At 45.2% G+C, this 13,159-nt stretch carries 7 protein-coding genes; 1 reads left to right on the top strand and 6 read right to left on the bottom strand.

Features of this window, described 5'->3' with window-relative positions:
- Positions 1-32: 32 nt before the first annotated feature.
- The 4 genes from OCV11_RS01420 to nudC all read right to left on the bottom strand — a co-directional run bounded on the left by OCV11_RS01420 (position 33) and on the right by nudC (position 3,909).
- Positions 33-995, bottom strand: a complete 963-nt coding sequence (locus OCV11_RS01420; protein ID WP_261894546.1) for a DHH family phosphoesterase — start codon at positions 993-995, stop codon at positions 33-35.
- Between the two features lie 90 nt (positions 996-1,085).
- On the bottom strand, positions 1,086-1,721 hold the full coding sequence (locus OCV11_RS01415) for a TetR/AcrR family transcriptional regulator (RefSeq protein WP_261894545.1): 636 nt from the start codon (positions 1,719-1,721) through the stop codon (positions 1,086-1,088).
- A gap of 84 nt (positions 1,722-1,805) precedes the next feature.
- Positions 1,806-2,876 carry a uroporphyrinogen decarboxylase gene (gene hemE, locus OCV11_RS01410; RefSeq protein WP_261894543.1) on the bottom strand — a complete coding sequence of 357 codons (1,071 nt, stop codon included), beginning with the start codon at positions 2,874-2,876 and terminating at the stop codon, positions 1,806-1,808.
- 253 nt (positions 2,877-3,129) lie between these two features.
- Positions 3,130-3,909 (bottom strand): NAD(+) diphosphatase, encoded by a 780-nt coding sequence (gene nudC, locus OCV11_RS01405; protein ID WP_261894541.1) that lies wholly within the window; start codon positions 3,907-3,909, stop codon positions 3,130-3,132.
- 180 nt (positions 3,910-4,089) lie between these two features.
- Between nudC and rsd the strand changes: the two genes are divergently transcribed.
- On the top strand, positions 4,090-4,578 hold the full coding sequence (rsd, locus tag OCV11_RS01400; protein ID WP_261894539.1) for a sigma D regulator: 489 nt from the start codon (positions 4,090-4,092) through the stop codon (positions 4,576-4,578).
- A gap of 93 nt (positions 4,579-4,671) precedes the next feature.
- Here rsd and rpoC read toward each other — a convergent pair whose 3' ends face one another.
- The gene (gene rpoC, locus OCV11_RS01395) at positions 4,672-8,874 is read right to left on the bottom strand and encodes a DNA-directed RNA polymerase subunit beta' (RefSeq protein WP_261894537.1); all 4,203 of its coding nucleotides are present in this window, start codon (positions 8,872-8,874) and stop codon (positions 4,672-4,674) included.
- Positions 8,875-8,970: 96 nt separating this feature from the next.
- Positions 8,971-12,999 carry a DNA-directed RNA polymerase subunit beta gene (gene rpoB / locus OCV11_RS01390; protein ID WP_261894535.1) on the bottom strand — a complete coding sequence of 1,343 codons (4,029 nt, stop codon included), beginning with the start codon at positions 12,997-12,999 and terminating at the stop codon, positions 8,971-8,973.
- Positions 13,000-13,159: the final 160 nt, after the last annotated feature.

The following is a 13,159-nucleotide window of genomic DNA, read 5'->3' as shown; positions in this document are numbered from 1 at the left end:
CCTTTCTCTTAATCATTTTCAATGCAAACCCACTAATGTCGGTAGTAGCTAGCAACCTTGGTAATCAGTTCATCAAGTGCATGTTTAGGTAGAGAGTTAATTCCTCCCGCCCCTTCTCGACCACCACCCGTTGCAAATTCACTGCATAAACCACCCGCCCCTTGCTTGTTGGATAGCGGTGCCCGTAACGATACGGTATAAGCTTGCCCATCATTGATTTCTGTCAGTACCAGATGCGCCTGCTCTGGCGACTGATTGGCAATCAAGTTGCCGAAGACGCCACTGATGCGGTAAGACGCAGGCTCAGCGGGTAACAGAAATACACGCAAGTGCTCATCTTCCCAATAAGGGCTGACGGATTGAGCTAGCGCGATATCTTGCTCGTAACCCCGTTTTAGATAGTAATACGGCGATTGCTTATCAGCGATAACAGCAAACGGTGAATCGTACTGAGACAGCATGCGAAATAACGCAGCCGGATGGTAATGAAGCTCTTCCACATTTCGGCCATAACCGTTGTAGTTGATCAACGTACCGAGTTCACAAAGCTGTTGTTGCTGAACTTTAGAATAGCCAGCCCTCTCAGCCAATTCAGTCGCCTTCGCAATAAGATTGTCACCATAAGCAGCCGTAATGGCCCACGCATGAAATTGCCCTTGTAAATAGCGGTCAATGATCAATCCAGTGCACATATTCGCATCCGTATCGATGTGGGCATCTAGATTGGCGTGTTCAGGAATAGCACCAGGAAGATGGTGATCAGCATAAAAGACTGAGACGCCCTGTTCCAATATCTGGTTAAGCGCAGTCTGATTTTTCGCCATTGAGATATCCAATACCGTCACGGAATCATCGGGTTGGCAGCTAACTTGATGAACCAACTCAATATCGCGCTTAATTCCAGTAACCAAGGTACTGGCGATCGGATGAGCTAAGCGAAGTTGGAGAAGAGCGATGATGCCATCGGCATCACCGTTAAAAATATCGTAATGCATATCAAATCGGTCACTGAGTTTATTTCACTCAATTACGTTACCAGCATTAGTTTGAATTGCCCAAGACAGAAAGGTTATATCTCATCCCTTTTAGGCATGCATAGCACGCACGCCCTCTTCCAACAACTGAAGCTGTTCATAACCAGTCGAGGTCGCGGTCGGTTTTACAATTGAGATAATCTGCAGTACGCCCTGATGAATCACGGCTTCAGTAATCTGCGTTTTTGGTGACATTGCCGAGCGATAAGCCAACCAAGAAGAGGCCACAATATGCAGTGTAGTTGCGGTTTTTTGCATATCTTGCTCTGCGATATCGAGCAAATTCATCTCAACAAAGGCACGGATAATATTGATGAGGTTAGCCTGAAGCTTATCCTGCACCGCAATATAATCTGCATGCAATTGATCGTCGCGTTGCAAAATATCAGGCAAATTGGCGTAGAAGAAACGATAGCGCCACATCAAAGTGAAGATCGAATCGAGGTAATGCTTGAGCAAAGTTAGGCTCTCATACTGCCCCTGCAAAGGGGTGAAACGCTCAATCAATTCTGCCGAGTACAATTTGAAGATCTCGCGCACAATCTCTTGTTTATTGCGAAAGTGATAGTACAAGTTACCTGGGCTAATATCGATATGCGCGGCAATATGGTTAGTCGTAATACTACGCTCACCATTTTCATTAAACAGCTCTAATGCAGCATAAACAATTCGGTCTTTCGTTTTCATCGAAGAGGATTCCCTCACTGCGTATCAGCAGTTTACCAAGTTCGTTTTGTAAGGTTGGCGCTGTAATACAGCGCCAATTAGTGACTATTTATTAAAGTGATAAGGCTTAGACAGTTCATGAACCGCATTAACAAACACGCCAGCATTTTCCGGTGGTACATCCAAATGAATACCGTGACCTAAGTTAAACACATGACCTGTACCATCCCCAAAGCCACTCAAAATAGAAGACACTTCCTCGCGAATACGCTCGTGTGGAGCGTAAAGCATAGAAGGATCCATATTGCCTTGCAGTGCCACTTTATCGCCGACTCTTGCTTTCGCTTCAGCAATATCAATCGTCCAATCCAAACCAACGGCATCACAACCTGTTGCTGCAATCTGCTCTAACCACATGCCACCATTTTTGGTAAACAAGGTCACAGGAACGCGACGCCCCTCGTTTTCACGAATTAAACCATCGACGATTTTATGCATGTAATGCAAAGAGAATGCTTGGTAATCACGAGGAGTCAGTACACCACCCCAAGTATCGAATACCATCACCGATTGAGCACCCGCTTTGATTTGAGCATTCAAGTATTCAATCACGCTGTCTGCTAACTTATCCAACAACAAGTGCAATGTTGTTGTGTCGCTATACATCATCTTTTTGATTTTAGTAAACGCTTTTGAACTGCCACCTTCAACCATATAGGTTGCCAGTGTCCAAGGGCTACCAGAAAAACCAATCAGGGGTACCTCACCTTGCAGGTCTTTACGGATTTGACGCACTGCATTCATAACGTATTGCAATTCACCTTCCGGATCAGGGATACCAATACGATCCACATCGGCGCGACAAGTGATCGGTTTATCGAACACTGGACCTTCACCCGCTTCAAAGCGTAAACCTAATCCCATTGCATCTGGAATCGTCAAAATATCTGAGAACAGAATAGCAGCATCCAAAGGGAAACGACGCAGCGGCTGTAAAGTCACTTCAGAAGCAAGCTCGGCGTTACGGCACAAGGACATAAAATCGCCTGCTTTCGCGCGCGTTTCACGATACTCAGGTAAATAGCGACCGGCCTGACGCATCATCCATACTGGAGTGCAATCGACTGGTTGTTTGAGCAAGGCGCGTAAATAACGATCGTTCTTTAGTTCTGTCATTCCGTCTTCCAATTATTATTGTATTAGCTGATTTACTGGGCAGGTATTCTAACATCGATCTATGAGGAAAACCGCTTAGCTTTGTTATCCAGTTCAAGTAATTAAGCGATAAATCAATAAATACTTTGCTTACTTTTTAGCACAATGTTACAAATTTGTTCGCTCACTACATAATAATAAAAGTAGCAGGTACTCAAACTACCGACATCTCATAACGACATATTACTTACCCCCTCCTTCTGGAGGGCTTTTTTTATCTGTTTTGCTCAAGTATGGTTGTGACGGTATGTTCGATTAATTCACGAGCAATGGTTCCCTTAGGTGCCAATTCAGGCAACGTATCAGGACTAAACCATTGAGCATCACTTAGCTCACTATAATCAGGCTTAACCTCGCCACCAGCATAGTCTGCAAGGAAACCCATCATCATATTGGAAGGGAACGCCCAAGGTTGACTGCCAAAATAGCGGATATTGGTAATCTCAAGGCCAGTCTCTTCCTTAACTTCGCGCGCAACACACTCTTCTAGCGTCTCACCCGATTCGACAAAACCCGCAATCACGGTATACATACCTGTTTTATGGCGTGGATGCTGAGCGAGTAAAATTTGATTCTCTTTACGTACCGCAACAATCACACAAGGAGAAATACGAGGGTAATGCAGCGTACGGCAATCCTGGCACTGCATTGCATTTTGGCTATGATTGAAATAGTTACGTCCGCCACAATTTGGACAAAAACGTTGCGATTGAGTCATATGCCCATATTGCACAGCTTTGCTAAGTAGATGAAACCTTGTGGTATCAAGCCCTAATAAGCTCCGTAGCGAAACCAATTCAGGAATCGTTTCAAGTTCGTCAGCATTAAGCCAGTACACCGGTGAATCTTGGTAACTACCGATCTGAACCGCTTGTGATACAGGAAGTTGGAACTGCTCCGCACTGCCAAAAGGGATATCTCCATCAATACTCCACACATCAGTTCCTGAAACAACACACCAATAAGCGGTTTTCTCGTCACTATTCTTTAACATATCCAATCCTCACTTCTTGAAGTTACACCATTTTACTGGCAATCTGATTTCATACCAGAGTTTGTAGTTGTCGATTAAATGTTCTATAAATTCTTGTATACCCAATAGGTTTTTTTCCACCTTTAATACCTATGAGCCAAGAATAATCATCATTTGATGATGAGCCATGAGGGCATTGTCATGCTAAAAAAACTGAAAAAAACTCAAGAACAGTGGGGTGGCTCCAGCGACGTTATTGACCATTGGTTAAACAAGAGACAAGTGCTGATCGTCGCCTATTGTAAGCTAGCTAATATGCAGCCGAGTGCTGCTAAAGCAACGATAGAAGAACTTCCATCACCTATTGAGCTACAAGTGTTTTGCCAAGATCTCGTCGATTACATTTCTGAAGGCCACTTCAAAATCTATGACATGGTAATGAACAAGTGGCATGCCACTGGATTCCATGCAACGGATGATATTAATGCAACATACGGAGATATCATTGAAACTAACGAGCCTTTGCTCAGTTTCACTGATAAGTACGCCACCATTACAGATGACGAAGACTTAGAGGATCTCGACCACGATCTCTCTGAAGTGGGAGAAGTGCTCGAACAACGTTTTGGTATTGAAGATTCCTTAATTCAGTTAATTGCTGACAGTCTTGCGGTGCCTCCAGGCGCTTAAACCAGCGGCTGATTAAACTTGCGTTGACAACACTTCGTAAACGACAAGCAACAAAAAAGGCACCCGAGGGTGCCTTTTTTTTAGCGCTATCGATTACTCGTCAGAAGAGAAACCAGCGTTTAGCAGAGCAGCAAGGTTATCTGTTGCTTGTTCAACAGATGGACCTTCTTTTTGTGCTTCGCGTTTCGCTTGACGCTCTTGGTGGTATGCGAAACCAGTACCAGCTGGGATCAGACGACCAACAATTACGTTCTCTTTCAGACCACGTAGCTCATCACGTTTACCAGATACAGCTGCTTCAGTAAGAACGCGAGTTGTTTCTTGGAACGATGCAGCAGAGATGAATGACTCAGTTGCAAGAGACGCTTTAGTAATACCTAGTAGCTCACGTTCAATACGTGCAGGCTCTTTGCCTTCAGCTTCTAGTTTACGGTTTGCCACTTTAACTTGAGCGTATTCAACTTGTTCACCCGGTAGGAATTCAGAATCCCCAGCGTGAGTGATAGTACACTTACGTAGCATTTGACGAACGATAGTTTCAATGTGCTTATCGTTAATCTTAACGCCTTGTAGACGGTATACTTCCTGCACTTCGTTAGTGATGTACTGAGTCACAGCGTGAATACCACGTAGACGTAGAATGTCATGTGGAGACTCTGGACCATCCGCAATCACGTCACCACGTTCAACGCGTTCACCTTCGAACACGTTCAACTGACGATGTTTAGGAATCATCTCTTCGTAAGCATCACCACCGTCACGTGTAATCACTAGACGACGTTTACCTTTCGTTTCTTTACCGAATGACACAGTACCTGTGTACTCAGCAAGAATTGCAGGCTCTTTAGGCTTACGAGCTTCAAACAAGTCAGCAACGCGTGGTAGACCACCGGTGATGTCTTTGTTACCGCCAGATTTTTGTGGAATACGTGCAAGCGTATCACCCACGTTTACTTCTGCGCCATCTTCGATGTTCACAATCGCTTTACCAGGTAGGAAGTATTGTGCTGGCATATCAGTACCAGGGATCAATACATCTTTACCTTTCTCATCAACAAGTTTGATAGCTGGACGCATATCTTTACCTGCTGATGGACGAGCTGCTGCATCAGTTACTTCGCTAGAAGATAGACCAGTTAGGTCATCTGTCTGGCGAGAAACAGTTACGCCGTCGATCATGTCAACGAACTGGATGCGACCTGCCACTTCAGTGATGATTGGCAGTGTGTGTGCTTCCCAGTTAGCAACTACGTCACCTACTTCAACACCATCGTTGTCGTGTTTGCTTAGGTGAGAACCGTAAGGCAGTTTGTGTTTCTCTTTAGTACGACCGAATTCGTCAATGATGGTTAGCTCAGAAGCACGAGATGTGATTACTAGCTTACCTTCTTTGTTTACTACGAATTTAGCATTGTGCAGTTTAACAGAACCTTTGTTTTTCGCTTTGATGCTGTTTTCTGCTGCTGCTGTCGATGCCGCACCACCGATGTGGAACGTACGCATCGTTAGCTGTGTACCTGGTTCACCGATTGACTGTGCAGCGATAACACCTACTGCTTCACCTTGGTTAACTAGGTGACCACGAGCTAGGTCACGGCCGTAACATAGTGAACAACAACCGAAGTCAGAGTCACACGTTACTACTGAACGTACAAATACTTGGTCAACTGAATTTTCATTCAGGATTTGACACCATTTTTCGTCGATCAGTGTGTTACGAGGAACAAGAACTTCTTCAGTACCAGGTTTCAGAACATCTTCTGCAACCACACGACCAAGAACAAGTTCAGTCAGTGCTACTTTAACGTCACCACCCTCGATGTGAGGAGTCATAACAACGCCTTCGTGCGTGCCACAGTCGTGTTCAGTAACAACCACGTCTTGTGCAACGTCAACTAGACGACGAGTCAAGTAACCTGAGTTCGCTGTCTTCAATGCTGTATCCGCAAGACCCTTACGAGCACCGTGCGTTGAGATAAAGTACTGAAGTACGTTTAGACCTTCTTTAAAGTTCGCGGTGATAGGCGTTTCGATGATTGAACCATCTGGACGAGCCATCAGACCACGCATACCAGCAAGCTGACGAATCTGAGCTGCAGAACCACGCGCACCAGAGTCGGCCATCATGTAGATGCTGTTGAACGATTCTTGTTGTTCTTCTTCACCGTCACGGTTGATAACAGTTTCAGATGACAAGTTAGCCATCATCGCTTTAGCAACGCGGTCGTTGGTAGAAGCCCAAATATCGATCACTTTGTTGTAACGTTCGCCCGCAGTTACAAGACCAGATTGGAACTGTTCTTGAATTTCGCGAACTTCTTCTTCCGCTGCTGCGATCTCAGTGTATTTCGCTGGTGGAACAACCATGTCGTCGATACCAACAGAAACACCAGAAAGTGCTGCGTAAGCAAAACCTGTGTACATGATTTGGTCAGCAAAGATAACAGTATCTTTCAGACCTAGCTTACGGTAAGCCACGTTCAACAGGTTAGAAATCTGTTTCTTACCAAGTTTTTGGTTGATAACAGAGAATGGCAGACCTTTCGGTACGATTTGCCATAGCATTGCACGACCAACGGTAGTATCTACCATCTTAGTTTCAGTCGTGGTGTTGCCATCGTCATCAATTACAGTCTCGGTAATACGTACTTTAACTCGAGCGTGCAACGTTGCGGTCTTAGTGCGGTACGCTTTCTCAGCCTCTTTAGGGCCAGCAAGGTACATGCCTTCGCCTTTGTCGTTGATTTTCGAACGAGTCATGTAGTACAGACCCAATACAACGTCCTGAGAAGGTACGATGATAGGATCACCTGACGCTGGCGACAGAATGTTGTTTGTCGACATCATCAGAGTACGAGCTTCAAGTTGAGCTTCAAGTGTTAGCGGTACGTGTACCGCCATTTGGTCACCATCGAAGTCCGCGTTGTACGCCGCACAAACCAGAGGGTGTAGCTGAATAGCTTTACCTTCGATCAGTACAGGTTCAAATGCCTGGATACCCAAACGGTGCAGTGTTGGTGCACGGTTAAGCATAACAGGGTGTTCGCGAATCACTTCGTCTAGGATATCCCAAACTACTGATTCTTCACGTTCAACCATTTTCTTAGCTGCTTTGATTGTAGTCGCAAGACCACGAGTCTCTAGCTTGCTGTAAATGAATGGTTTGAACAGCTCAAGTGCCATTTTCTTAGGCAGACCACATTGGTGCAGGTGTAGGTATGGACCAACTGTGATTACAGAACGGCCTGAGTAGTCTACACGTTTACCAAGAAGGTTCTGACGGAAACGACCTTGTTTACCCTTGATCATATCAGCAAGAGATTTCAGAGGACGTTTGTTAGAACCAGTGATCGCACGACCACGACGACCGTTGTCTAGCAGCGCATCAACAGACTCTTGCAGCATACGTTTTTCGTTGCGTACGATGATGTCTGGAGCAGCAAGCTCAAGTAGACGTTTCAAACGGTTGTTACGGTTGATCACACGACGGTATAGATCGTTCAGATCAGAAGTCGCAAAGCGACCGCCATCTAGTGGTACTAGAGGACGAAGATCTGGCGGAAGAACTGGAAGAACAGTTAGGATCATCCATTCTGGTTTGTTGCCAGAAGTAACGAACGCTTCAACCAATTTCAAACGCTTAGTCAGTTTTTTGCGCTTTGTTTCAGAGTTAGTGGTTTGTAACTCTTCACGCATCATTTCTGCTTCTGCAGGAAGATCCATAGATTGAAGCAGATCTTTGATCGCTTCAGCACCCATCTTAGCGGTGAATTCATCACCCCACTCTTCTAGGCGGTCTAGGTATTCTTCTTCAGTCAGCATTTGACCTTTTTCAAGATCAGTCATGCCTGGCTCAGTCACTACGTACATTTCGAAGTAAAGTACACGTTCGATGTCACGTAGCGGCATATCCATTAATAGACCGATACGAGATGGTAGTGATTTTAGGAACCAGATGTGAGCAACAGGAGAAGCCAGCTCGATGTGACCCATACGTTCACGACGAACTTTAGTTTGGGTTACTTCAACGCCACACTTTTCACAGATTACACCACGGTGTTTCAGACGCTTATATTTGCCACAAAGACATTCGTAGTCTTTTACTGGACCAAAGATACGCGCACAGAACAGACCATCGCGCTCAGGTTTGAACGTACGATAGTTGATGGTCTCAGGTTTTTTAACTTCACCGAAAGACCATGAACGAATCATGTCTGGCGAAGAAAGACCGATTTTGATCGCGTCAAATTCTTCAGTCTTGTGCTGTGCTTTTAGAAAGTTTAATAAGTCTTTCACAATCAGCTCCTGTAAGGAGTTAAAAGGGGCCTACTTACGTAAGCACCTTCCTACCGAAAACCAGTCAAGCAGCCCCCGAAGGGACTGCTATAGGGTTTACTCTTCGTCTTCTAGCTCGATGTTGATACCTAGTGAGCGAATCTCTTTCAACAATACGTTGAACGATTCTGGCATACCAGGTTCCATAGAGTGGTTACCGTCTACGATGTTCTTATACATCTTAGTACGGCCATTCACATCATCCGATTTAACAGTCAACATTTCTTGTAGAGTATATGCAGCACCATAAGCTTCAAGTGCCCATACTTCCATCTCACCGAAACGCTGGCCACCGAACTGAGCTTTACCACCAAGTGGTTGCTGAGTAACAAGGCTGTAAGAACCGGTTGAACGAGCGTGCATCTTGTCATCAACAAGGTGGTTCAGTTTAAGCATGTACATGTAACCTACAGTTACTTGACGCTCAAACGCATCACCTGTACGACCATCAAACAGTGTTAGCTGACCAGATTCTGGCAGGTCTGCCAGGCTCAGCAACGCTTTGATGTTCTTCTCAGATGCACCATCGAATACTGGAGTCGCAATAGGTAAACCATTACGCAAGTTATTCGCTAGAGTACGTACTTCTTCATCAGATAGACTAGCAATGTCTACTTGCTGACGAGTGTTGCCTAGGTCGTAAACGCGTTGCAAGAATTCACGAATCTTCGCAAGTTCTTGTTGCTCTTTAACCATCGCATTGATCTTGTCACCGATGCCTTTTGCTGCAGCACCTAAGTGAACTTCAAGGATCTGACCGATGTTCATACGAGACGGTACGCCCAGTGGGTTTAGTACGATGTCTACAGGACGACCGGTTTCATCGTAAGGCATATCTTCGATTGGGTTAATCTTAGAAATTACACCTTTGTTACCGTGACGACCCGCCATCTTATCACCAGGCTGGATACGACGTTTAACCGCTAGGTAAACCTTAACGATCTTCAGTACACCAGGAGCTAGATCATCACCTTGAGTGATCTTACGACGCTTAGCTTCGAATTTCTTATCGAATTCAGCTTTTAGCTCGTCGAACTGCTCTGCCAACTGTTCTAGTTGGTTTTGCTGATCATCATTCTCAAGAGTCTGTGCTAACCATTGCTTACGATCTAGGCTATCTAGTTTCGCTTCGCTGTAACCAGCAGATAGCAGTAGAGTACGAACACGAGCAAGTAGACCGCCTTCCAAAATTTGGAATTCTTCGGTCAAGTCTTTCTTCGCTTCTTTCAACTGCATCTGTTCGATTTCAAGCGCACGTTTGTCTTTTTCTACGCCATCGCGAGTAAAGACTTGTACGTCGATAACCGTACCAGTTACTGAGCCAGGTACACGTAGAGAAGTATCTTTAACGTCTGATGCTTTTTCACCGAAGATTGCACGTAGCAGTTTTTCTTCAGGAGTTAGCTGAGTTTCACCTTTAGGTGTTACTTTACCAACTAGGATGTCGCCACCCTTCACTTCAGCACCAATGTAAACGATACCTGACTCGTCTAGTTTAGACAGAGCAGCTTCACCTACGTTTGGAATATCAGCAGTAATCTCTTCTGCGCCCAACTTAGTATCACGAGCCACACAAGAAAGTTCTTGAATGTGGATAGTGGTAAAGCGGTCGTCTTGAACAACTTTTTCAGACACTAAGATTGAGTCTTCGAAGTTGTAACCGTTCCAAGGCATGAACGCGATACGCATGTTTTGACCAAGCGCAAGTTCACCAAGGTCAGTAGAAGGACCATCAGCTAGAACGTCCCCACGAGACACAGGTTCACCCGGCATCACACATGGACGCTGGTTGATACAAGTGTTCTGGTTAGAACGAGTGTATTTAGTCAGGTTGTAGATATCGATACCCGCTTCGCCAGGGACCAATTCTTCTTCATTAACCTTAACTACGATACGTGAAGCGTCAACTGACTGAATCATACCACCACGTTTCGCAACTGCAGTTACACCTGAGTCAACCGCTACGTTACGTTCGATACCAGTACCTACTAGAGGTTTATCTGATTTCAGTGTTGGAACAGCCTGACGTTGCATGTTCGCACCCATCAATGCGCGGTTCGCGTCATCGTGTTCTAGGAATGGGATTAGCGATGCTGCAATCGATACAACTTGGTTAGTTGCAACGTCCATATAGTTAACGTGTTCACGAGGGTGAAGACCAGATTCACCTTTTTGACGAGCAGTGATTAGCTCATCAGCAAAAGTGCTTTCTTCAGTCAGTTTCGCGTTCGCCTGAGCGATAACGAATTGACCTTCTTCAATCGCAGACAAGTAATCTACTTCATCAGTTACAACGCCATCAACAACACGACGGTACGGAGTTTCTAGGAAACCGTACTCGTTACAACGTGCAAACGCTGATAGAGAGTTGATCAAACCGATGTTTGGACCTTCAGGAGTTTCGATAGGACATAGACGACCGTAGTGAGTTACGTGTACGTCACGAACTTCGAAGCCTGCACGTTCACGAGTCAAACCACCAGGACCTAATGCAGAGATACGACGTTTGTGCGTCACTTCTGACAATGGGTTGTTTTGGTCCATGAACTGTGAAAGTTGTGAAGAGCCAAAGAATTCTTTAACTGCTGCAGAAATAGGTTTCGCGTTGATCAGATCTTGTGGCATCACGTTGTCTAGATCGCCTAGGCTTAGACGTTCTTTAACAGCGCGTTCTACACGTACAAGACCAACACGGAATTGGTTTTCTGCCATCTCACCCACGCTACGGATACGGCGGTTACCTAGGTGGTCGATATCGTCCACTTCGCCTTTACCGTTACGGATAGAGATCAGTTTTTTCATCACTTCGATGATGTCTAGCTCATCGAGTGTGCCTTGTTCGCCAGCATCTTCGCGACCGATAGAGCTGTTGAACTTCATACGGCCTACAGTTGATAGGTCGTAACGTTCTTCAGAGAAGAATAGGCTTTCAAATAGGGCTTCAGCCGCTTCTTTTGTTGGCGGCTCGCCAGGGCGCATCATGCGGTAGATTTCTACCAATGCAGAAATACGGTCAGACGAACTGTCGACACGTAGAGTTTCTGACATGAATGGGCCATGGTCTAGATCGTTCGTAAATAGAACTTCTAGCTTTTTGTAACCTGCTTGAGATAGGTTAGCTAGCGCTTCTAGGCTGATCTCTTGGTTAGCCGCTACGATAACTTCGCCAGTCGCTTCGTCGATATAATCTTTAGACGATACTTTGCCAACGATGTATTCCACAGGAACATCGATGAATTTCACAGCGTCTTTTTCTAATTGACGAATGTGACGTGCAGTAACGCGACGGCCTTTTTCTACGTAGATCTTACCATCAGCTTCGATGTCAAACGATGCAGTTTCGCCTCGTAGACGCTCTGGCTCTAACTCCATGTAAAGAGTCTGATCTTTTACTTCGAAATGAATTTTTTCGAAGAAAATATCTAGGATCTCTTCTGTCGTTTTGCCTAGGGCACGCAGAATGATAGAAGCAGGTAGTTTACGACGACGGTCAATACGTACGTACAAGTTGTCTTTCGGATCGAATTCGAAATCCAACCATGAACCACGGTAAGGAATGATACGTGCGTTATAAAGAACTTTACCTGATGAGTGAGTCTTACCCTTATCGCTGTCGAAGAACACGCCGGGGCTTCGGTGCAGCTGGGATACGATAACCCTCTCGGTACCATTGATTACGAAGGTACCATTTTCAGTCATGAGTGGAATTTCACCCATGTAGACTTCTTGTTCTTTAATATCCTTGACAGTACCTGCTGGCGCGTCTTTATCAAAAATCACAAGGCGTAGTTTTACGCGTAGTGGTTTTGAATAAGTTACGCCACGGATTTGACATTCTTTAACGTCAAATACTGGCTCACCAAGACGGTAGCTAACGTATTGCAGCTCTGAATTGCCGTTGTAGCTCTGAATAGGAAATACAGAACGAAAAGCGGCTTCAAGACCGTATTGTCCTTCAGGATCCTGTTCGATAAACTTTTCGAACGAATCGAGCTGGATCGATAGCAGGTATGGAATGTCCAACACTTGTGGACGAGTACCAAAGTCCTTACGGATGCGCTTTTTCTCGGTATAAGAGTAAACCATGGGGTTCCTCAGCTCGCTGATAAGTGACCCAAACTGCCCGCCTTGGTCATTTCAATAACGAAGGGTTAGGACAGTGACTAATAGCTGTTTACTGTAGTGACGACTTACTACGAAAGAATAGGTCGTGTTTTGCACGGAAATCGACGTCTAAACAGCGGGA

It is taken from the genome of Vibrio porteresiae DSM 19223, from assembly GCF_024347055.1.
GTDB lineage: Bacteria > Pseudomonadota > Gammaproteobacteria > Enterobacterales > Vibrionaceae > Vibrio > Vibrio porteresiae.
This window is presented reverse-complemented; position numbering and strand designations above follow the sequence as displayed.

Coding starts and splice junctions, on each gene's coding strand:
- rsd (WP_261894539.1), top strand. CDS start 4,090: ATGCTAAAAAAACTGAAAAAAACTCAAGAACAGTGGGGTGGCTCCAGC.
- OCV11_RS01420 (WP_261894546.1), bottom strand. CDS start 995: ATGCATTACGATATTTTTAACGGTGATGCCGATGGCATCATCGCTCTT.
- nudC (WP_261894541.1), bottom strand. CDS start 3,909: ATGTTAAAGAATAGTGACGAGAAAACCGCTTATTGGTGTGTTGTTTCA.
- rpoB (WP_261894535.1), bottom strand. CDS start 12,999: ATGGTTTACTCTTATACCGAGAAAAAGCGCATCCGTAAGGACTTTGGT.
- OCV11_RS01415 (WP_261894545.1), bottom strand. CDS start 1,721: ATGAAAACGAAAGACCGAATTGTTTATGCTGCATTAGAGCTGTTTAAT.
- hemE (WP_261894543.1), bottom strand. CDS start 2,876: ATGACAGAACTAAAGAACGATCGTTATTTACGCGCCTTGCTCAAACAA.